This window comes from Martinezella dioscoreae (genome assembly GCF_009176305.1).
GTDB lineage: Bacteria > Pseudomonadota > Alphaproteobacteria > Rhizobiales > Rhizobiaceae > Rhizobium > Rhizobium dioscoreae.
This window is the reverse complement of record NZ_BLAJ01000002.1, coordinates 1,018,896-1,039,208: the sequence shown is the minus strand read 5'-3', so window position 1 is coordinate 1,039,208 and position 20,313 is coordinate 1,018,896. Positions and strand designations below refer to the sequence as shown.

The following is a 20,313-nucleotide window of genomic DNA, read 5'->3' as shown; positions in this document are numbered from 1 at the left end:
CGAAAGCCCTTGCTCAGGACTTCACGTCTGCGAAATCAGAGAATGCCTGCTTGACGACGTCCGCAGTGGCTCCAGAGGCAACCAGGGCTGCCAGCAAAACTCTCGCCTGCCCCGGTCGCAGTGTGGAGGAGTGGATTGCACCGGCCGCCGCAAGATCATGGCCGCCACCGCCACCGCCATAGCTTGAAACGAGCAAGCCTTCCGGTACGCGGCTGGAAACCACGACGGGTACGCTGACATCGGCACAGCGCCTGACAGCCTCGACCAGACGCGGATTGGCATTGCCGGAACCGAGAGCCGCCAGAACGATGCCATGGGCGTCTGCCCTCAGGCTTGCATCCACATGCACCGAGTCACAGCCAGGATAGATTGCGACGACATCAATCCGCACATTATCGAGCGCCGCCGCAAGCCGCGGACTTGGCGGATTTTCGAGCGGCCGCGATTGACGGAACGCATCGGCACTATCCGAAGAATGCTTATAGAGGCCCCAAGCCGGCAGCAGGCGGCCGCCGAAACAGACGAGCACGCCACGCCTCGCGTTTGCAGGATCGACGGCTGCGGCAACGGCAGCAGCAAGGTTGGCCGGCCCGTCGGCCATGGGGTGATCTGCGGTAAATTGCGCGCCGGTAAATACGACGGGCTTGCTCAGGCAGTGCTGCAGATGGACGAGCAACGCCGTCTCTTCCATAGCGTCCGTGCCATGCAGGATGACGATGCCGTTGATGGCATCATCGGCAAGCAATTCGCCGACCTTGTCGCTGATCCCCTGCATGTCGGCGAGCGTCAGGCTCGCCGAATCCTTTGCCATCAGCTCGACGGGCCTGAGATCGACAGGCATATCCGGGAGCAGTGCCAACAGGCTCTCTCCCGTCAGCGACGGTATGCTGGCGCCGCTATCGGTGCGCTCGCTCGCAATGGTGCCGCCGGTGGCAATGACTGCCACCAGCGGATTGACTTGCCCAGCCGTCACGACTGGCCCCGCTCGGCTGCCAGCCGATAGATCCGATCCCGCAACAGATACCAGCCGATCACAAGAGCCGGCGCGATCAGGATCAGTGAGGCGATCGTCCACGTGCCGACCGGATAATCGAGCGCCATCAGCACCAGCACCGCAAACAGGAAGACGAGCGTCAGGATGCCGGTATAGGGCGCACCGAACATGCGGAAATCCGGCCGGGCCATCTCGCCCCGTTGCGACAACTTCCAGAGCTTCAGCTGGCACAATACAATCACGCCCCAGGCCGAGATGATGCCGAGCGCTGAGAGATTGAGCGCAATCTCGAAAGCGGCCGACGGAACGACGGCGTTCAGCGCCACGCCGATGACAGTCACGACAGCCGTCACCGCAATGCCGCCATAGGGGACGCCTGCCTTGTTCATCTTGGCGAGCGCGGCCGGTGCCGAGCCCGAAACCGCCATCGAATGCAGGATGCGGCCGGTGGAGTAAAGGCCGGCGTTGAGTGAGGACAGCACTGCCGTCAGCACGACGAGGTTCATGATGATATCAGCACCTTGAATGCCGATCGTCCCGAAGAAGGTGACGAAGGGGCTCTCGCCGGCCTTGTAGGCCGTGTAAGGCAGAAGCAGCGACAGAAGCAGGACCGAGCCGACATAGAAGACCAACAGACGGGCGACCACCGTGCGGATCGCGCCTGGCATGACCTTGCGTGGATCTTCAGTTTCACCGGCGGTCGTGCCGATCAGCTCGATCGATGCATAGGCGAAGACGACGCCCTGTATGATGACGAAGGCCGGCAAAATGCCGTTGGGGAAGAAGCCGCCACTGTCGCTGATGATGCTGAACCCCGCCGAGTGACCGGCAATCGGCGTACCGGAAACGACGAAATAGATGCCGATGACGAGAAAGCTGACCAGCGCCAGAACCTTCACCAGACTGAACCAGAATTCGAGCTCGCCGAAGACCTTCACCGACAGAAGGTTCATGGCCAGCACGACCATCAGCGCAATCAGCGCGAAGACCCATTGATCGATGCCCGCAAGCCAGGGCACGTAATGCTTGAAGAAATTCATGTAGAGGGCGACGGCCGTCACATCGGCAACCGAGGTCATGGCCCAGTTCAGCCAGTACATCCAGCCGACGGCAAAGGCCATCTTCTCGCCGTAGAATTCGCGGGCATAGGAAACGAAAGAGCCGGAGCTCGGGCGGTGCATAATGAGTTCGCCGAGCGCGCGCAGCACCAGAAAGGCAAAGAAGCCGCAGAGCGCGTAGACGAAGATGAGCGCTGGCCCGGCTGCGGCAAGGCGTCCGCCCGCGCCGAGGAAGAGACCGGTGCCGATAGCGCCGCCGATGGCGATCATCTGGATCTGCCGCGGCTTCAACGCCTTGTGGTAGCCAAGATCCTCATTGACCGGCGGCCGGCGATCCGCCGGAATATTCTGAATAGGTTCGACTGACATTGCTCCTCCCTCGAGCCGTTTGTCCATGGGCGGCGGATCCGGGTGATTTTGCACCCGACCGGATGCCGCTGCCTTAATCTGGCCGCCGATCAAGCCTAGCGATCGCCGGTCATGCTGTAATGCTGTATGACAGATTTTCTCTTAGACATAGAAAAGCCCGCAGGTCAAGCCGGGCAGCACTTATTGACGTGGCAGGAGCGAACGGATAACAGATTTCAAAATCTGTCATACAGCTTGACAGATATAGCTTGATTTCGACCATAGGAGGATAATGTGGTCAAGACGCGAAGCGAGTATGACCTGCTGGGCGAAAAGGATATTCCAGCTGAGGTTTATTGGGGGGTACATACGGCAAGAGCGGTTGAGAATTTCCAGGTCACGGGAACACCGATCGGCCGCTATGCACATCTCATTCGGGGCCTGGCCTTCGTCAAGGAAGCAGCGGCTCTTGCCAATCACGAACTTGGCTTGCTCAGCAAGGAAAGGCTCGACGCCATCGTGCGCGCCTGCCGCGAAATCCGCGCCGGCGAGCTTCACGACCAGTTCGTCGTGGATGTGATTCAAGGCGGCGCCGGCACTTCTACCAACATGAACGCCAATGAGGTCATCGCCAACCGCGCGCTCGAACTGCTCGGCCATGCCAAGGGCGACTATGCTCACCTTCATCCGAACGACCACGTCAATCTCAGCCAATCCACCAACGACGCCTATCCGACAGCCGTCAATGTCGCGCTGATCGAAGCGATCGACAATCTGGCGGCGGCAATGGAGACGCTGCAGGAGGCCTTCGAACGCAAGGCCAAGGAATTCGACGGCATTCTGAAGATCGGCCGCACGCAGCTACAGGATGCCGTGCCGATGACGCTCGGCCAGGAATTCAGGACCTTTGCCGTCATGCTCGGGGAAGATCGATCCCGCCTGATCGAATCGGCGGCCCTTTTGCATGAGGTCAATCTCGGCGCCACCGCCATCGGCACCGGCCTCAATGCACCTGTCGGCTATGCCGCCCTTGCCTGTTCCCACCTCGCCCGGCTGACGGGCCGTCCGCTGGTCACCGCAAGCGACCTCATCGAAGCAACGCAGGACCCTGGCGCCTTCGTCCATCTCTCCGGTGTACTGAAGCGCGTCGCAGTCAAGCTATCCAAGACTTGCAACGACCTGCGCTTGCTCTCTTCCGGGCCTCGCGCCGGCATCGGCGAGATCACGCTGCCTGCCATGCAGGCAGGTTCGAGCATCATGCCCGGCAAGGTCAATCCGGTGATCCCGGAAATGGTCAACCAGGTGGCGTTCTCCGTCATCGGCAACGACATTACCGTGACCATGGCGGCGGAAGCGGGCCAACTGCAGCTCAATGCCTTCGAGCCGATCATTGTGCGCTCGCTATCGGAAAGCATCATGCATCTGACCGCCGCCTGCCATATCCTAGCCGAACGCTGCGTTGACGGTATCACGGCCAATCCGGCTCTGATGGCACAACGCCTGCAGGAATCGATTGGCCTTGCGACAGCGCTCAATCCTTTGATCGGCTACCAGGCGGCGACCAAAGTTGCTCGCGAGGCGCTGGCAACAGGACGCACAGTGCCGGAAATCGTGCTGGATCATGGATATCTGACCGCGGAAGAGCTTTTCGAGGCGCTACGGCCGGAACGGCTCGCCAACCTGCCGATTGCTCTCAATGAGGCTGTTGCCCCTCGCCGATGATCGTGGTCACCACGCGCTTGACCTGACCGAGATGGGCCTCCATCGCCGCGATGGCCTCCTGCTCCGAGGCCGCCGCAATCGCCTCGACGATGCGGCGGTGCTCGACATTCGACGCCACGCGGCGCTGCGCCATCATGTTGACCAACTCCGATTGGCGCATCAGTGCGTCGCGGGCGTCGGAAACGATCTTGGAAAAGACGGCATTTCCGGAGGATTCGGCAATCATGGAATGGAATTCCGAGTCCAGAGTTACCCACTTCAATGGGTCTTCTTCCCCGTCCATCTCATCACAAAGTTCAAGCAGGCGCGCCAGCTGCTGTTCCGTGCGCCGTAGCGCCGCCCAACCTGCCGCCGGGACTTCGATAAACGGACGCGCCTCGATCAGGTCGCGGGCGGAATAACCGCCATAGCGGAGTTCCGGACCGGGAGTGGAGGTCAGAACGTAGGTCCCGCTGCCGGTGCGCGTCTGGGTGAGGCCGAGCGTCTGAAGCGAGCGGAGCGCTTCGCGGATGATCGGACGGCTGACACCATAACGCGTCGCAAGCTGCGACTCGGCGGGCAGCCGTGTCCCGACCGCCAACCGTCCCGATGTTATTGCCGAACGAATATCCTCAAACACTGCCTCGGCAGCGTTTTTCCGACTGATCGGACTTGTATAAGATAACCAATCAGCCACCTCACTCATAACAGTCAAACTTCACAAACATTCTTCGCTTGTCAAGCGATCGCACCCCGAATTGGTGCATGTCTCTCCGGCTGAAAGCCCGTCGAAAGAACTGGCATTATGTGAAGAATGTCACCGACGATAACTCGTGCTTGATGTATCCCCCATGTCGATATAAAGAAATCCTTATTCCTTTATATCGGAGCTGGACGTGCCCTTACCCCTCTTCGCATTGTTTCTGGCTGCGTTTGCTTTCGGCACGACCGAGTTTGTCATTGCCGGCATCCTTCCGGACGTGGCACAGGGTCTTGATGTCTCGATCCCCTTTGCCGGCTATCTGGTTTCCGGCTATGCGCTGGGGATTGCCCTCGGCGGGCCGCTCCTGACCATGGCGACACGACAGATTTCGCGCCGAACCATTCTGATTGCTCTGACGATCGCCTTTTGCCTGGGTCAGATCGCCTGCGCGCTTGCACCTGACTTCGCCGCCATGCTCTTCTTCCGTGTTGCGACTGCCGTCGCCCACGGCGCCTATTTCGGCATCGCCATGGTGGTTGCGGTCGGCCTCGTGCCGCAAGCGTTTCGAGGGCGTGCAGTCTCCGTGATCCTCGCAGGCCTGACGGTCTCCAATATTGTCGGCGTTCCTCTGGGCGCGGCAATCGGTGGGCTTTGGGGATGGCGGATGACGTTTTGGGCGATGACCTTGGTCGGTGTCCTCGCATTGGTCGCGATATGGGTCTTGATTCCGCAAACGAAAGCAGAATCTCAGCAATCCGGCCATTTGAGCGGCGAAGTGCGCGTTCTCGGCCGTCAGCAGGTCTGGACGTCCCTTATCATGATGCTCGCATTGATGATCGGCCAGATGGTGCCGTTCACCTACATAACGCCGCTCCTGAGCGAAGTAACGGGCCTCGATGTCATGCTCATTCCCTGGGTTCTCCTGCTCAATGGCGTTGGAGCGACATTGGGTGTTGTGATCGGCGGCAGGCTGTCGGACTGGAAGCTGATGCCCTCGCTTATCGCGATGCTCGCCATCCAGTCCGCGATACTCGTCATTCTTTACCTGGTCAGCCCCTATCCTTTACCGATGAGCGTGGCGATCTTCGTTTGGGGCGCGCTTAATTTTGCAATCGGCACCCCTATCCAGGCTCGCATCCTGATGTGGACCGCCGATGCGCCGGGCCTTGCCTCCTCACTCATTCCTTCGGGGTTCAACATCGGCATTGCGATTGCAGCCAGTGTCGGTGCGGCACTGCTCGAGAGCGGCTATGGCTATCGCAGCTTGCCGGTGCTTGGCGCGATCACGCTTGCCTTGGCCTGCGTGGTTGCCATCCTCTCCGCAGCGCGCGAAAGGTGCAGCGGCGCCGTTCCTCCCAATGCGGCCCTCACGTAATTTCTATTGGCGGCCCTTAACGCCGGCCGCCGGCGCGCCGGTCACACGATCAGCCCCTTCATTGGCAGGACATGATCGGAGCCCGGAAAGACATCGCGCGTCAACAGGGTCGGTGACGCCCCAAGCAGATCGACCGCGATCCCCTTGACCACAGCGCGCAGATCCGTTGTGGCGGCAAGGTCACGGCCGTCGCGCAACTGCGCCTGTTTAAGACCGGGCCAGTCGGCGATCACGCGGCCGCCCTTGATCGCGCCGCCGGCGAGAAAGGCCGCCGTTCCGGTGCCGTGGTCGGTGCCCTGGGTACCATTGACCTGCGCCGTGCGGCCGAATTCGGTCGCAACAAGAATCGCGGTATCCTTCCAGGCCGGACCAAGCTCCTGCTGGAAGGCGGCAAACGAATTATCGAGCCCGACGAGCAGCTTGTTCAGCCGATCGATCTCTCCGGCATGAGTATCCCATCCTTCGAAAGCCAGTGCCGCAACGCGCGGGCCATCGTCTTGAGCCAGCAGGCGCGCGGCCCCTCTCGCCATCTGTTCCATGCCGGTAGGATCGCCGGGACCTCCCTTCGCCTTGACATCGAGGCCAGCGGCGATCTTGCCGGTCGAAATGCCTTCAGCAAGGATTTTCGCAAAGAGCGGGTCGGTGTGATTGTAGAGATCCATCAGCCGCGGCGGCAGGTCGTCGCTCACCGGTTGGAGGGTCGATGGCGACCAGCCGAGTACCGGCGCCTTGCCGCGAATGACGAGTGGCGCATTGGCGCCGACCGAGAGACCTCGAATCTCCGAAGCTCCCGGTGAAACCTTGTCACCCTTCGGCAGTCCTTCGAGCATCCGGTTCAGCCATCCGGATTCGACGCGGCCGGGCATTTCGTAACCGGACTCCAGCACGTCCTGACCATCGAAATGCGACCGGTCGCGATAGGGCGTCGCACTGGCATGCACGACGGCCGCCTGTCCCGCGCGATAGAGCCGATTGAAATTCGGCATCGACGGATGCAGCGCAAAGAAGCTGTCGAGCGGAAGAGCCGCCTCAGGGCCGCTCGTCGTCATGGCGATCGACTGCCGCAGGGCCTGATAATCGGGATCGCCAACGGGTGGGACAGCCGTCAGACCGTCAAGCGCACCGCGCAGGATGATGGTGATGAAGCGCGGGTCCCGTCCGCCGGCGGCGTGAGCGAAGCGCGGGATGAAGGCCCAGGCAAACAAGGCGCCGGAGGCGCCAAGTACGGCACGACGGGTGGGGGTCATAAGTTCGCAGGTCATGGTCAGCGCCTTTGAAATTCGGGGGAAAGATAAGCGATCATCAGGCCCTGCTTGCGGGTTTCCGCGCGCGATACCGCCTGCAACGTTTCATTCGAAAGAAGCGGCCCCAGGCTGTCGGACACGAAACTGCGAGGATCGACCTGAGGCGGCACCGCATTGGCGATCATATTGGCGACATCCATGCGCATGCTGAGGCTCTCGCTGGAGGCCCAGACATCGACGGTATCGGCAAAACCGTTGGGGCCGGCCGGCGCCCAGAAGGGCTGCCCCATCGCGGTCAAGGCGCCGAGGATGACATTCGGCTTCGGCGTCTCGCCGCTTGCCCGCAAGAGCGCGGTCATGAATTCGATTGGCGAGCGAACTTTCGACAGGGTCGGGTTCCATGCATCCTCGGAGCCGACGAGCGCCCGATAGACGGCGGAAAGATCGCCATCCGTCTTGCTGAAGGTCGCCGCAACGGTTTGCACAAGTCCTGGTGGCGGCGTATCGGCGACGAAATGCCGGACAAGCTTGGTGGCGATATGCTGCGCTGTTGCCGGATGGCGGGCGAGATCGCGCAGCGCTTCCCGCCCCTGCCCCACGCCATTATCGGCATAGGTGAGACCGAGCAGCGTCTGATCGCCGGGCTCGTGGGCACCGGCATTGAAGACGAAGGTGCCGGGTGTCCCGAGCTTGCCCTCGGCGCGCGCCACCGTCCAGCCTGTGATGATCTTGGCGAGCGTCGTCACGTCGGCCTGCGTGTAGCCGCCGTTGACACCAAGCGTGTGGAGCTCCAGCGTTTCCCGGGCAAGGTTTTCATTGAGACCACGTTTCTTGTTGGCATTGGCCTTGGAATTCGGCCCGATCGATTGCTGGTTGTCGAGATAACCGAGCATAGCCGGATGGGTCTCGACAGCGACCAGCATGTCGGCGAAGCGCCCGAAGACATGCGGCCGGATCGCCTCGCGCTCGAAGGCGCCGGCAATCATATGCACCTCCTCGCTCTTCGACACGGCGACAGCGAAATGGTTTGCCCAGAACATGGCAAGCCGCTCGCCAAAGCCGATCAATGGCTGCCGGATCGTGCCGTTGAAGCGGGCATCCACTTCGGCCAGCAGGACCTGCTGCGGAAGGTAGGGCATTGCGGGCTTTTCCAACTTCTCGACTGCCTTGCCGATGACAGCCGCCATGGCCTGGTTACTCGGCTGGACCTGATTATTCGGCTGCTCTGCCGTGGCGCCGGAAGGTTGTAGCTGCGGCTTCTGCGGCGGCTGCGGGCCTTGCATCTGCTTGTCCTGCGGCACGGCGGCGACAGCGGCTGCGGCCTGCTGTCTGGCCTCCTTGCGCTGTTCCTGGAATGCGTAGAGAGAAACTAGAAGATCGGCCGTCGATTGCAGCTGCGGCCCGACCGGAACCGGGACGAAGCGCTCGGTGATTTCTTCCAGCAACGCGCCGCGCGGATCCGATGCGATCGAAGCGGTGCCGTTGTGGTCCGCCCCTAACCCAAAACGGGAAAGAGCGAGCGCGGCATAAACATCATTGGACTGCTGGGCCATGGCCTTGCCAACTCCTGCATCAAACATGCTCCTTTAACGCAGGCCTGGTTTCGATCCGTCGCTCGGCAAGTGTGATCATTTTGTGGCAGCGGCTTTAGGCATGCTGCGGCGGACCAGGCTTTCCGCCAGCGCCCGACGCTCGTCGTAGGAAAGCCCTGCCGCAAAATCGACGGCACGCTGCTCCAGCTTCGCCCTCAAGGCGATATCGGCATCGCGCGCCCTCGCCAGCGCGGCCGAGAGCGCCTCTTTATCCAACGTCGGCTGCCCAAGAATGGAGGCGGCGTCGACCTTGGCCTGTTGTGCCTCGAGAATGATCTGACGTTCGTCCTTGCGGGCTTCGTTGAGCGCAGCGCGCAGAGCCTTCTTCTTCGCCGAAGGCAATTGCTCGCCGGCGAGCGGCATCATTCCGGCCCGCGCCTGCGTCTTGCGGATCCATGTCAGCCCGCCACCGGCCAACGCTCCGACCAGGAACGTATTCAGCACCAAAAGAAAAATGACCACTATTCGAAAGCTGCGTTCCGTCATTGGCTGTCCTGCTGTGCTGCACCCGCGTCCGGCCCTATATCGCCGAACATGGTCGCGGTTCCGTCGGAGACGACTGAGGTATCGGACGTCAAGCTCGGGGCCAAGACGGCGATGGCGATGCTGCCGGCAAGCGCGCCGGCTATGCCGACCCCCACGAGGCCGATGCCGGCCGAGCCGAAGCGGAACCAGTTTCTTATCGTCAGGCGGCGAACGAGCTTTGCGAGAATTCGCTCTTCAAGGCCGGCATGGCGAGGCTTGACGACGTAGGTATCGAGCAACGCATCCAGATCGGCCGCGCGCGCAAGCGTTTCGGCGGCGGTGGAGCTCTTGGCAAAATCCCGAGCGGCCGCCCGCTCAGCCTGCGGCCATCGGCCGATATCGCCGCCATAGGCCGCGGTCAGCGCTTCAAAGCGATCGGCATTCATCGGACCCGCGATATTCTCAACCATCGCCCTCATCCTTCAACAAAAGCGCCTGCAAGGAGCGCCTTCCACGCGCAAGCAGGCTTTCCAGTGCGTCGACGCTGACGTCCATGATCTCAGCTGCCTCGGCATTCGACAGCGCCTGATAGTAAACCAGAATGATCGCTTCGCGCTGCCTGGGCGCGATCATCTGCATGGCCCGTTCCACGCGCCTGGACGGATCGTCCTCGCTCATCAAGCCCGCATCCGGCGCCGGCCCTTCATACTCGACATCGGGTGGATGCTCGGCAAGAACGTCTTTGCGACGCCGCAGGCGATCATAACAAAGGTTGGTCGCTACGCGGTGCACCCAGGTGCTGAAGCGGGCATTGCCCTGGCGCCAGCCGCCCGCATTGCGCCAGACGCGCAGGAATGTTTCCTGCGCTACATCCTCTGCCTCGGTCGCATCACCGAGCATGCGGGTTGCCACGGCAACGATGCGCGGCAACTGCCGTGTTATCATCATGCGCATCGCCGGAACATCGCCCGCAGCGATGCGACCGAGCAGGTCCTCATCAGGGTCGCCACTCTTGGGCGCGCGATCCCATTTCATCGACAATCGCTACCGCTCCAGTTTCCTGCGATACCGCCATGACACCGGGGCCTCGGGACTCTCGGCCGGCAAATCCTGCCTCGCCGTCAACTTCGGCAAGCGGCGCCACTTAGATCGCAGCATCTCGGTCAGCGTATCATCCTTCGACATCAAACACAGGCTCACAAGGATTGAACGCCGCACTTGCCGAATTCCGTCGCTTTCATGTCGAAGGTTTTCGAATTTTCTTTTCGAGCCCAAAAGGCATCTATCGGGTAAAATATCAGGCAAAAACAAAGAGCCGGCTCGCCCGGAGGCGGGAGTTTCAACCTTCCCTGCCCGGGGCTTGCCGGCACTTCGCATGATGAAATGCGAAAGTTCAGGCTCGATCAGAGCGTCAATAAGTCGCTCGTCGTCAGATCCTGTTCATTGTTCGCGTAGAAGCTTCCGAAATCCGGCATCTGCGGTTGCTGCGCCTTCATGGCCTGCTCGAACTGGCTCTGCGTCAAGGATCCGGCGCCGGACGTGTCGAGGCTCTTGAACAGCGATGTTGCCTGGTCCTCGCTTACATCGGAAGGACGGGCGGCCACGAATTCGGATTCGCTGACGCTACCGTCGCCGTCCGTGTCCATGGAGGAAAATGCAGTGGAGAGATCGTCCTCGCTCATCTGCCCGTCGCCCGGTGCGGGACGGCCGTGATGGCCTGCCTGCATGGCTTTTGCGAGCTGCGCCTCGGTGAGAGAACCTGTATTGTCGGTGTCGAAGCTCTGGAACAATTGTTGCGCCTGGGTTTCGCTGACCTCCGACGGGCGTGCGGCCACGAATTCCGCTTCGCTGATATTGCCGTCGCCATTGGTGTCCATAGCGCTGATCATGTCGCTTTGGCTGCCATCCTGGCTACCGGTTGCGGAAGTCTGCTGAGTACTTGACGTCGAACTGGTGGAGTTGCTGTCGGAGTCCGATGTCGAATTATCGCTGCCGATGCCGGCCTGCAGATTGAGAATCATGTTCATCAGCTGCGCGACGAGCTGTTCTGCCGAAGCGATCTGAGACTGATCGTCCGAAGACGAAGAGGAATTCGTGCCGGAAGAACTGCCCGACGAATTACCGGAGGAGCTGTCGGACAGCAGGGATGCGATAGAATCGTCAGCCGTCGACGCTGTCGAGCGCGAGGTCTGGTATTGATAATAATTGCTCGATGAGATCGAGTAGATGCTCGTCATTGGGGGCCTCCAGATACGAGCGTTGAGAGGAACTCAGATGGCTTATGCGTACGCGACTTGAACACAATCGATATGTGCGGATGGACTTGCGAACGCCGCCGATCAAACGCATCTTGCGCCCCAACTTGACCGATGCATCTTTTCCAGAGCAGGCGTACCCGGGATCACCCCAGCAATATGTATGTCGCCATCATGGCTATATCGGCATCTGCACATTTCGATTTTCACTTCCCAACGCGGGGAAATTGCACAAGGAAACTTGCGCGTGGCTTATAGACGCTTGACGAAAACATCCTGTTGCGATTTCCTTCCTCGATTTTTAGGGAATATATAAATTCCGCCACTCTGTTGAGCATTGCTGGTATATGGGCTCCAGCACTGAGCGGCATTGATGGATAAAGAATATCAAGAAGAGGGGCACAGCTTGAACATCGGTTTCTGTGGAGAGGTGAATGAGGCGAACTAAGGAGGAGGCGGCGGAAACGAGGAGCGAGATTTTGCAGTCTGCAAAGGCTTTGTTCCTCGACAAAGGCTACGAGAATGTCAGCCTGGAAGAGATAGCCGCAGCCGCCGGTGTCACGCGGGGGGCAGTACACTGGCATTTCAAGAACAAGCAGGGGTTGATGTTCGCGATTCGCGACGAGGCCCAGCAGCCGTTTCAGGAATTGGCGGAGCGAATGTCCAAGGAGCTGCCGCCCAATCCACTCGACCTGATTGCCGATACGATAGCTGCGATATTCGACGACGTTCACGGTGATCCGCGCAAGCGCAGCATGTTGAAGGTGATGATGCATCTCGACATGGCATTTTGCGACGGGACGACAAGCCGGGCGAGCTCGTTCCGGCACGACATGCATGAAAATTTCGAACGCATTTTCACCCTGATGGATGAAAAGACGAAGCTTCCGGCTCCGTGGACGCCGGATACGGCTGCTTCCGCTCTGACAGCGGTCATCGGCGGCCTGATCACCGAATGGACGCTCGACCGGGGCAGTTTCGAACTGGTCCCGTGTGGACAGATGTTCATAAGGATGGTGCTAAAGACCTGGTTCCCGCTGGCACAGACGCAGGAACTGGCAATTACCGCGATGTGACGATATCGGAAAAAGCAGACAGCGGTTTTCCCTTCTGAAGTGAAGAGAACCAACGATAACGGCCTTAAGCTTCTGCTGGGCGCTGAATCGATTGCCAAAAGCTGGAAATAAAAAAGGATCCGGAGGGAAAGCCAGATCCTTTGCTTTGATCGGAGGTCAACCGATCGATGGAAGAAGCCTGACGGATTGGAACGTCAGGCTTCTCATACCCGGCGCTAAGCCGGGTAATTCAATATTAGAAGCTACGCTCGAAGCGCAGGATACCAGCCCACTGATCCTGGTTCACAGAATCGAAGTTGGTGTAGGAGACTTCCGGCTCGATGAGCAGGTTCTTGACCGGGTTCCACTTGACGTTCGTGGTAGCGGCAAAAATCTTCGAGTCGGTGTAGGCGAGCTGGAGGTTCCACTTCAGCTTTTCGTTGATCGGAACGCCAACGCCGCCCCAAACAGCCCAGTCACCCCAGCCGCACTTCGATTCATCGTTAACAGGGCAAGCCGAACGATCGAGGTTGGTGCCGGCGTACTTGTTCAGCTTGTCGCCGTCCGTGTTCCAGCCGCCCATCAAGAAGGCCGAGAAGGTACCGAAGTCAGCGTCGACGCGAGCCTTGATGGCGCCTTCTTCGACGATGGAGTCATAACCGCCGACGACCTTGAAGCCCCATGCGCCAGACTTGAAGCCGGCACCGGCAACGACGTCAGGAGCGTAGTGGTTGCCCTTGTCGTCAGACCACCAGCTTGAGCCGTAGGAGGCGCCGGAGCCGCTGGAGTTCGAGTCTTCAACCGAGACGACAGCCGTGAAGCCATTGCCGGCATCGTAGGTGTAGGTCAACTGGTTGAGTTCGTACGGGCCGTCATAGATCACGTCGTCGTTGATGACGTCGCCGGCATAGCCGATGTAGTAGTTATACTGCGAATCGGCCTTACCGACCAGGAAACCGCCGAGGCTGATGTTGGCGAACAGCAGCTTGGTGGAGGTCGAGTTGCCGTCGTTCCAGTCCCAACGGATGACCGTGTTGGTCTTCAGCGGGCCATATTCGGTGTCGGTCGCGGTATCGACGCTCAGCTCGGCGCGGGTATGCCAGAGCGTACCGTTCTTGCTGTTCGGGTTGTAGGCATCGTACCATTCGCCTTCGGTACGGACGCGGCCGCCGATCTTGAGGCAGGTTTCCGTGCCCGGAATGAAGAAGTAGCCAGCACCGTATGCGTCGCAGATGCGAACGTATTCCAGCGGCTCCGGCTCAGCGGCGACGATCGCGTCTGCTGCGTGGGCACCGGATACTGCTGCCAGAGCAGCAGCGGAGCCGAGAAGAAGGCTCTTGATGTTCATTTTAAACTCCTGGTTGTATTATGCATTTCTATTTTACCGCGAGCGCAAAACTGGAACACTGCCCTGGGGATCGGCTTGGTCTAAACACGACCGGGCAGCCCGGCAAATACGCACCTGATGTTGGCTTGAGTCCCCTCGAACCTTCATGATTACCCCCGCGGTAAAAGGTTTTGAAATGCCTCTACCGATCCGGCCGATTGCTCGACCGTAAGACAACTTATGTCCTGTATTGGATTTACAAACAGCCCGTATGTTTGTCAATTATATGAAGGGCGCTGGGGCGTTAGTCTTGGCCTCTGTTGCTTAAATGCAACTCGCGACCGCAGGCCATGGCGGGACAGGTAGGGATCGCAAAGATGTCCCTGTTCACGAGAACGCCTACCAGTCAGGGCTGTCACCGCATCTAGGGCCACCGCGATGTCGGCGGTCGATGACGACCGTGGCAGCCCAATCTGGTCATGATATGGCCATCGCGAATTCCACGGCATAATGACCGGTCGGCTTGAGCAAAGATCAGCAATAAAATTCAATAATTCGCTACACACAGAAATATTGAATTTTCCTAGATTCCGGCGACTCGCGCCATCGGAGAGGGAAAATCGCGAATGAATGAGAACCGGCTGATCTTCATAGCGACCCCCTGCTTCGGCGGCCTCGTTACCAAGGACTACATGCAGTCCATTTTCTCACTGATGCAGACGGGAGCGCAGGCGGGCATACAGCTGACGCTGGCTCTGCTCGGCAATGACGCCCTGATTACCCGCAGCCGAAACACGCTTGTCTCGTCCTTCCTGAACGATACGACGGCGACCCATATGCTCTTCATCGACGCCGACATCAGCTTCGAGCCCGATCAGGTCATGAGGCTTCTGGAAGCCGATAAGGATGTGGTCGCCGCCATGTATCCGATCAAGGATTATGATTGGCAGACGGCGGCCCGCATCAATTCAGCAGACGGCGAAACACTTGCGGCAGCCGCACTTCACTATGTCGGCACGCCACTTGTCGGCCAGGTTGCAGAGCGTGATGGCGATTTCGTCAGCGCCGTCTATGCAGGCACCGGCATGCTTCTGATCAAGCGCAACGTCATAGAAAGAATGATCGCGGCCTATCCGAAGCTGCGCTACAACGCAATCCATGCCTATCCCAGCACCAAACGCTCGCCCAGCACCCAATACGCCCTGTTCGAATGCATGGTCGAGGAGGGAACGGGGATCTATCTCAGCGAGGACTTCGCCTTCTGTCACCGCTGGCGCGCCCTCGGCGGCAAGATCTGGCTCGATACCGCGAGCAAGCTGTCCCATACTGGCCCCCATCGCTTTGTCGGCAATACCACACCACGTTACTAAGGCGCGGCAAGTCCGCACGATGATCTGCACGATAAAGTTGCAATTCGACGGGCGCGGCAATGGTCAATCTCCCGGAAAATGCGACCGCCGCTGCGGGGTTGACAGAGGACAAGAGTAAGGCATAGCCTTTTGACATTCACCAGGGGGGTCCCGGCAAGGGGCTGAGATACTGCTGAACAATACGGCTATGCCGGTTGTGGGCGCAGTGACCCGTTGAACCTGATCCAGTTCATACTGGCGTAGGGACGGTGCAAGCGCTCGAGGCTTCGGATTCCCGCCTGGATTCCATGTCGGCGTCTTTTCATCATTCCGGCTGATTGACTGGGTCTCCAACTGCAACTTGGAGCCTCGCACCATGAACATTGCCGCAAAAAACCTCACTCCGACCGTCACCACCGGCCCGCTGCCGGCCTCTCGGAAAATCCATATCACCGGGGATATCCATGCCGATATCCGCGTGCCGATGCGCGAAATCAGCGTCCATCCGACATCGGGCGAGCCGCCAGTTATCGTCTACGATTCGTCCGGCCCCTATACTGTCGAAGGCGCAGATATCCGCATCGAAGAGGGCCTGCCGCAGCTGCGCCGCGATTGGGTTCTCGCCCGTGGCGATGTCGAGGCTTATGAAGGCCGCCATGTGCGTCCCGAAGACAACGGTTTCGCCACCGGCGAACGGCTGACACCGGAATTTCCGGCCAAGCGCCAGCCGCTGCGCGCCAAGGATGGCAAGGCCGTCACCCAACTCGCCTATGCGCGCGCCGGCATCATCACCCCGGAAATGGAATTCATCGCCATCCGCGAGAACCTCGGCCGCAAGGCGAAGGCAGAAGCCTTGATCCGCGATGGCGAGAGCTTCGGCGCGCATATTCCCGATCACGTCACGCCTGAATTCGTTCGCCAGGAAGTTGCGAGCGGCCGAGCGATCATTCCGGCCAACATCAATCATCCCGAAAGCGAGCCGATGATCATCGGCCGGAATTTCCTGGTGAAGATCAACGCCAATATCGGCAATTCCGCAGTCACCTCCTCCATGGCGGAGGAGGTCGAAAAGATGGTCTGGGCAGCGCGCTGGGGTGCCGATACCGTCATGGATCTTTCGACCGGCCGCAACATCCACAATATCCGCGAATGGATCATCCGCAATTCGCCGCTGCCGATCGGCACGGTGCCGCTCTATCAGGCTCTGGAAAAGGTCGGCGGCATCGCGGAGGAACTGACCTGGGAGATCTATCGCGACACGCTGATCGAGCAGGCCGAACAGGGCGTCGACTATTTCACCATCCATGCCGGCGTGCGGCTTCACTACATCCCGCTCACCGTCAACCGCGTCACCGGCATTGTCTCGCGCGGCGGCTCGATCATGGCCAAGTGGTGTCTCCATCACCACAAGGAGAGCTTCCTCTACGAGCATTTCGAGGAAATCTGCGACATCTGCCGCGCCTATGACGTCTCCTTCTCGCTCGGCGACGGTCTGCGGCCCGGGTCGATCGCCGATGCCAACGATGCCGCGCAGTTTGCCGAGCTCGAAACGCTCGGCGAACTGACGAAGATCGCCTGGGCAAAAGATTGCCAGGTGATGATCGAAGGCCCCGGCCATGTGCCGATGCACAAGATCAAGGAGAACATGGACAAGCAGCTCGCCGTCTGCGGTGAGGCGCCCTTCTACACGCTTGGGCCGCTGACGACGGATATCGCACCGGGCTACGATCACATCACCTCCGGGATCGGCGCTGCGATGATCGGCTGGTTCGGCACGGCGATGCTGTGCTACGTCACGCCGAAGGAGCATCTCGGCCTACCCGACCGCAACGACGTCAAGACCGGCGTCATCACCTACAAGATCGCCGCCCACGCGGCCGACCTCGCCAAGGGGCATCCGGCCGCTCAGGTCCGCGACGACGCATTGTCGCGTGCGAGATTCGAGTTCCGCTGGGAGGACCAGTTCAACCTGTCGCTCGATCCGGATACCGCCCGCAGCTTCCACGACGAAACCTTGCCGAAGGAGGCTCACAAGGTCGCGCATTTCTGCTCGATGTGCGGCCCGAAATTCTGCTCGATGCGGATTTCGCACGACATTCGCGCGGAGGCACAGAAGGAAGGGCTGGAAGCGATGGCGGCGAAATATCGGGAGGGCGGCGATCTCTATATGCCGGTCGAAGCCCCTACCCAGCCGGCCGAGTGACATGCGCATCCTCATCAAAGGGGCCGGCGTTGCCGGCCTCACGGTCGCTCACGAGCTGATCCGGCGCGGAGCAGAGGTCACGATCTCGGATCCAAGCCGGAATTTTCATCGCGCCGCCTCCTGGCTTGCCGGCGGCATGCTGGCGCCATGGTGCGAGCGGGAAAGTGCCGATGAGGCTGTGCTCGAGCGCGGGGGTGATTCCGCCGATCGATGGGACGCGATTCTGCCGGGCAAGGTCGTCCGCAACGGAACGCTCGTCGTCGCGCCGAACCGCGATCAAAACGAGCTGAAGCGATTCGCCAGCCGCACGACAGGCCATCGCTGGGTGGGCGAAGACGAAATCGCCGCCCTTGAGCCTTCGCTTGCCGGCCGGTTCCGCCTGGGCCTGTTCTTTCCGCAGGAGGCGCATCTCGATCCCCGCGAGATCCTGCGATCATTGAAGGACGATCTATCTGCAAAAGGCGTCACCTTTGTCGACGGACACCTGGATGACGGTAGCTTCTCCGACATCGTCGACTGCACGGGGGCTGCCAGCATCGGTCGCATCCGCGATTTGCGCGGCGTGCGCGGCGAAATGCTCTATCTGCAAAGCGACGAGGTCTCGCTTTCGCGCCCCGTCCGCCTGCTGCATCCGCGTTTTCCCATCTATATCGTGCCGCGCGGCAACGGCCCGTTCATGGTCGGCGCGACGATGATCGAGACCGATTTCAAAGGGCCGATCAGCGCCCGTTCGCTGATGGAGCTCCTGAATGCAGCCTATGCGCTGCACCCGGCCTTTGCCGAAGCCGCCGTGATCGAAACAGACGCCGGCATCCGACCTGCCTTTCCTGACAATCTTCCCCGCGTCACGCGCGAGGAAGGGACGGTATTCGTCAACGGCCTCTATCGTCACGGCTTCTTGCTGGCACCGGCGATGGCCGAGAAAGCCGCCGATCTCGTCTTTTCCGGACACAACGAAAGGAGTCGCCAATGCGCCTGATCATCAACGGCGAAGCGCAGATTGTCGAAGCAACCACGCTCTCGCAGCTTCTCACTGCGCTCGAATATGAGGGGGAATGGCTGGCAACCGCCGTCAACGGCGAGCTCATCCATAGCGACGAGCGCGATGACCATACCCTGACCGACGACGACAGGATCGAAATCCTCACGCCCATGCAAGGAGGTTGACCCGTGCTTGAACTCTATGGAACCCAAATCGCATCACGCCTTCTTCTCGGCACGGCACGCTACCCCTCCCCGGCCATGCTGGCGGAAGCCGTCAAACGTTCGCAAACCGAGATCGTCACCGTGTCGCTGCGCAGGGAAACGGCAGGCGGGCGCAATGGCGGTGCATTCTTCGAGATGATTCGCGAACTCGGCGTTCGCATCCTTCCCAATACCGCCGGCTGCCACGGCGTATCCGAGGCGGTCCTGACCGCGAAAATGGCGCGCGAAGTGTTTCGGACCAACTGGATCAAGCTCGAGGTGATCGGCAACCACGATACGCTGCAGCCCGACGTCTTCGCGCTGGTGGAAGCGGCAAAAATCCTCGCCGCCGAGGGATTCGAGGTCTTTCCCTATACGACGGACGATCTTGTCGTCGCCGAGCGGCTGCTGGAAGCCGGATGCAAGGTGCTGATGCCCTGGTGCGCGCCAATCGGAACGGCGGCGGGACCGCTCAACCTCTCCGCCCTGCGCTCGATGCGGGCACATTTTCCCGAGGTATCGCTGATCGTGGACGCCGGCATTGGCAGGCCGTCGCATGCGGCGACCGTCATGGAACTTGGCTTCGATGCCGTGCTCCTGAACACGGCCGTTGCCGGCGCCGGTGACCCGGCAGGGATGGCGGAAGCCTTCGCCAAGGCAATCGATGCCGGCAGGCAGGCATTTGGCGCCGGGATGCTGGAGCCGCGCGACATGGCCGTGCCATCGACACCCGTCATCGGCAAGGCGGTGTTCTCATGAAGCTTGATCCGTTCTACCTCATTGTCGATAGCGCCGCCTGGATACAGAGGCTGGTGCCGCTCGGCATCAGACTGGTGCAGTTGCGCATCAAGGATCGCCCAACCTCCGACGTTCGCGCGGAAATTCGCCAATCGAAGGCAATCTGTGCCGCGCATGGATGCCAGCTGATCATCAATGATTATTGGCAGCTCGCGACCGAGGAGCGCTGCGATTTCATCCATCTCGGCCAGGAGGATCTCGCTTACGCCGATCTCTCCGCCATACGGAATGCCGGATTGAAGCTGGGGCTTTCGACGCATGATGAGGCGGAATTGGAGACGGCACTTGCTGCCGAACCCGACTATATAGCGCTTGGGCCGATCTATCCGACTGTGCTCAAGGCCATGCCCTGGGCGCCCCAGGGCCTTGAGCGGATCGGCGAGTGGAAGGCTCGCATCGGCGATCGGCCGCTTGTCGCAATCGGGGGCCTGACGGTCGAGCGTCTTGCGGGTGTATTCAAGCACGGCGCCGATGTCGCGGCAGTCGTGACAGATATTACTCGCAATCCAGACCCCGAATCGCGGACGCTCGAATGGCTGAACGCGACGCGGCGGCTGCCTCCAAATTGACAAGTTCGCGCCTCAGAGCCCGTGGGAGGGGTTATTTTCAGCCGCTTTGCCCGATGAACGGGCCATTCATTGAATATTCAGCTGAACATATT

The 20,313-nt window shown here is 60.4% G+C and carries 19 protein-coding genes and 1 riboswitch; of the genes, 9 read left to right on the top strand and 10 right to left on the bottom strand.

The genetic code is table 11. The features are described 5' to 3' along the window. Positions 1 to 13: 13 nt before the first annotated feature. The gene (locus GDN47_RS11365) at positions 14 to 973 is read right to left on the bottom strand and encodes an asparaginase domain-containing protein (protein WP_152093362.1); all 960 of its coding nucleotides are present in this window, start codon (positions 971 to 973) and stop codon (positions 14 to 16) included. Beyond that, positions 970 to 2,421: an amino acid permease gene (locus tag GDN47_RS11360; RefSeq protein ID WP_113333254.1), complete on the bottom strand. Its 1,452-nt coding sequence runs from the start codon at positions 2,419 to 2,421 to the stop codon at positions 970 to 972. Before GDN47_RS11360 ends, GDN47_RS11365 begins: the two co-directional genes overlap by 4 nt. Positions 2,422 to 2,694: 273 nt before the next feature. Here GDN47_RS11360 and aspA point away from each other — a divergent pair, with 273 nt between their 5' ends. Then, a complete protein-coding gene (aspA, locus tag GDN47_RS11355) occupies positions 2,695 to 4,122 on the top strand; it encodes an aspartate ammonia-lyase (protein ID WP_152093361.1) in 1,428 nt (475 codons plus the stop codon). Here aspA and GDN47_RS11350 read toward each other — a convergent pair. Next, positions 4,094 to 4,807: a FadR/GntR family transcriptional regulator gene (locus tag GDN47_RS11350; protein WP_152093360.1), complete on the bottom strand. Its 714-nt coding sequence runs from the start codon at positions 4,805 to 4,807 to the stop codon at positions 4,094 to 4,096. The two genes, aspA and GDN47_RS11350, sit on opposite strands and share 29 nt — an antisense overlap. Positions 4,808 to 4,997: 190 nt before the next feature. Between GDN47_RS11350 and GDN47_RS11345 the strand changes: the two genes are divergently transcribed. Beyond that, positions 4,998 to 6,179, top strand: a complete 1,182-nt coding sequence (locus GDN47_RS11345; protein WP_152093359.1) for an MFS transporter — start codon at positions 4,998 to 5,000, stop codon at positions 6,177 to 6,179. A 41-nt stretch (positions 6,180 to 6,220) separates the two neighbouring features. Here GDN47_RS11345 and GDN47_RS11340 read toward each other — a convergent pair whose 3' ends face one another. From GDN47_RS11340 to GDN47_RS11315, 6 genes are all read right to left on the bottom strand, one after another. After that, on the bottom strand, positions 6,221 to 7,441 hold the full coding sequence (locus GDN47_RS11340; RefSeq protein ID WP_152093358.1) for a DUF1501 domain-containing protein: 1,221 nt from the start codon (positions 7,439 to 7,441) through the stop codon (positions 6,221 to 6,223). Between the two features lie 2 nt (positions 7,442 to 7,443). Further along, positions 7,444 to 8,976: a DUF1800 domain-containing protein gene (locus tag GDN47_RS11335; RefSeq protein ID WP_152093357.1), complete on the bottom strand. Its 1,533-nt coding sequence runs from the start codon at positions 8,974 to 8,976 to the stop codon at positions 7,444 to 7,446. Between the two features lie 75 nt (positions 8,977 to 9,051). After that, positions 9,052 to 9,501 carry a periplasmic heavy metal sensor gene (locus tag GDN47_RS11330; RefSeq protein ID WP_152093356.1) on the bottom strand — a complete coding sequence of 150 codons (450 nt, stop codon included), beginning with the start codon at positions 9,499 to 9,501 and terminating at the stop codon, positions 9,052 to 9,054. Continuing rightward, complete coding sequence (locus tag GDN47_RS11325; protein ID WP_152093355.1) at positions 9,498 to 9,950, bottom strand: hypothetical protein; 453 nt, start codon at positions 9,948 to 9,950, stop codon at positions 9,498 to 9,500. Before GDN47_RS11325 ends, GDN47_RS11330 begins: the two co-directional genes overlap by 4 nt. Continuing rightward, positions 9,943 to 10,515 carry an RNA polymerase sigma factor gene (locus tag GDN47_RS11320; protein WP_113353653.1) on the bottom strand — a complete coding sequence of 191 codons (573 nt, stop codon included), beginning with the start codon at positions 10,513 to 10,515 and terminating at the stop codon, positions 9,943 to 9,945. Before GDN47_RS11320 ends, GDN47_RS11325 begins: the two co-directional genes overlap by 8 nt. 368 nt (positions 10,516 to 10,883) lie before the next feature. Continuing rightward, on the bottom strand, positions 10,884 to 11,717 hold the full coding sequence (locus GDN47_RS11315; RefSeq protein WP_152093354.1) for an EF-hand domain-containing protein: 834 nt from the start codon (positions 11,715 to 11,717) through the stop codon (positions 10,884 to 10,886). 452 nt (positions 11,718 to 12,169) lie between these two features. Here GDN47_RS11315 and GDN47_RS11310 point away from each other — a divergent pair, with 452 nt between their 5' ends. Continuing rightward, a complete protein-coding gene (locus GDN47_RS11310) occupies positions 12,170 to 12,811 on the top strand; it encodes a TetR family transcriptional regulator (RefSeq protein WP_113333244.1) in 642 nt (213 codons plus the stop codon). A 235-nt stretch (positions 12,812 to 13,046) separates the two neighbouring features. Here the strand turns inward: GDN47_RS11310 and GDN47_RS11305 are convergent, their stop codons facing one another. Next, on the bottom strand, positions 13,047 to 14,138 hold the full coding sequence (locus GDN47_RS11305; RefSeq protein WP_113390404.1) for a porin: 1,092 nt from the start codon (positions 14,136 to 14,138) through the stop codon (positions 13,047 to 13,049). Between the two features lie 605 nt (positions 14,139 to 14,743). Here GDN47_RS11305 and GDN47_RS11300 point away from each other — a divergent pair. From GDN47_RS11300 to GDN47_RS11275, 6 genes are all read left to right on the top strand, one after another. Further along, positions 14,744 to 15,487 (top strand): hypothetical protein, encoded by a 744-nt coding sequence (locus GDN47_RS11300; protein ID WP_152093353.1) that lies wholly within the window; start codon positions 14,744 to 14,746, stop codon positions 15,485 to 15,487. A gap of 131 nt (positions 15,488 to 15,618) precedes the next feature. Next, positions 15,619 to 15,751: riboswitch (TPP riboswitch) on the top strand. A 91-nt stretch (positions 15,752 to 15,842) separates the two neighbouring features. Then, on the top strand, positions 15,843 to 17,669 hold the full coding sequence (thiC, locus tag GDN47_RS11295; protein ID WP_152093352.1) for a phosphomethylpyrimidine synthase ThiC: 1,827 nt from the start codon (positions 15,843 to 15,845) through the stop codon (positions 17,667 to 17,669). Position 17,670: 1 nt separating this feature from the next. Next, positions 17,671 to 18,648, top strand: coding sequence for a glycine oxidase ThiO (gene thiO / locus GDN47_RS11290; protein ID WP_152093351.1), 978 nt, complete (start codon positions 17,671 to 17,673; stop codon positions 18,646 to 18,648). After that, positions 18,639 to 18,836, top strand: a complete 198-nt coding sequence (gene thiS / locus GDN47_RS11285) for a sulfur carrier protein ThiS (protein WP_152093350.1) — start codon at positions 18,639 to 18,641, stop codon at positions 18,834 to 18,836. The genes thiO and thiS overlap by 10 nt, the downstream gene beginning before the upstream one ends. Before the next feature lie 3 nt (positions 18,837 to 18,839). Then, the gene (locus tag GDN47_RS11280) at positions 18,840 to 19,613 is read left to right on the top strand and encodes a thiazole synthase (RefSeq protein ID WP_152093349.1); all 774 of its coding nucleotides are present in this window, start codon (positions 18,840 to 18,842) and stop codon (positions 19,611 to 19,613) included. After that, on the top strand, positions 19,610 to 20,221 hold the full coding sequence (locus GDN47_RS11275) for a thiamine phosphate synthase (RefSeq protein WP_152093348.1): 612 nt from the start codon (positions 19,610 to 19,612) through the stop codon (positions 20,219 to 20,221). Before GDN47_RS11280 ends, GDN47_RS11275 begins: the two co-directional genes overlap by 4 nt. The last annotated feature ends 92 nt before the right edge of the window (positions 20,222 to 20,313 follow it).

What these genes read in the sequence shown, in the direction of transcription:
- GDN47_RS11360 (WP_113333254.1), bottom strand. Translation starts at nt 2,421, where the DNA reads ATGTCAGTCGAACCTATTCAGAATATTCCGGCGGATCGCCGGCCGCCG.
- GDN47_RS11350 (WP_152093360.1), bottom strand. Translation starts at nt 4,807, where the DNA reads ATGAGTGAGGTGGCTGATTGGTTATCTTATACAAGTCCGATCAGTCGG.
- GDN47_RS11340 (WP_152093358.1), bottom strand. Translation starts at nt 7,441, where the DNA reads ATGACCTGCGAACTTATGACCCCCACCCGTCGTGCCGTACTTGGCGCC.
- GDN47_RS11335 (WP_152093357.1), bottom strand. Translation starts at nt 8,976, where the DNA reads ATGGCCCAGCAGTCCAATGATGTTTATGCCGCGCTCGCTCTTTCCCGT.
- GDN47_RS11330 (WP_152093356.1), bottom strand. Translation starts at nt 9,501, where the DNA reads ATGACGGAACGCAGCTTTCGAATAGTGGTCATTTTTCTTTTGGTGCTG.
- GDN47_RS11325 (WP_152093355.1), bottom strand. Translation starts at nt 9,950, where the DNA reads ATGGTTGAGAATATCGCGGGTCCGATGAATGCCGATCGCTTTGAAGCG.
- GDN47_RS11320 (WP_113353653.1), bottom strand. Translation starts at nt 10,515, where the DNA reads ATGAAATGGGATCGCGCGCCCAAGAGTGGCGACCCTGATGAGGACCTG.
- GDN47_RS11315 (WP_152093354.1), bottom strand. Translation starts at nt 11,717, where the DNA reads ATGACGAGCATCTACTCGATCTCATCGAGCAATTATTATCAATACCAG.
- GDN47_RS11310 (WP_113333244.1), top strand. Translation starts at nt 12,170, where the DNA reads ATGAGGCGAACTAAGGAGGAGGCGGCGGAAACGAGGAGCGAGATTTTG.
- GDN47_RS11305 (WP_113390404.1), bottom strand. Translation starts at nt 14,138, where the DNA reads ATGAACATCAAGAGCCTTCTTCTCGGCTCCGCTGCTGCTCTGGCAGCA.
- GDN47_RS11300 (WP_152093353.1), top strand. Translation starts at nt 14,744, where the DNA reads ATGAATGAGAACCGGCTGATCTTCATAGCGACCCCCTGCTTCGGCGGC.
- thiC (WP_152093352.1), top strand. Translation starts at nt 15,843, where the DNA reads ATGAACATTGCCGCAAAAAACCTCACTCCGACCGTCACCACCGGCCCG.
- thiO (WP_152093351.1), top strand. Translation starts at nt 17,671, where the DNA reads ATGCGCATCCTCATCAAAGGGGCCGGCGTTGCCGGCCTCACGGTCGCT.
- thiS (WP_152093350.1), top strand. Translation starts at nt 18,639, where the DNA reads ATGCGCCTGATCATCAACGGCGAAGCGCAGATTGTCGAAGCAACCACG.
- GDN47_RS11275 (WP_152093348.1), top strand. Translation starts at nt 19,610, where the DNA reads ATGAAGCTTGATCCGTTCTACCTCATTGTCGATAGCGCCGCCTGGATA.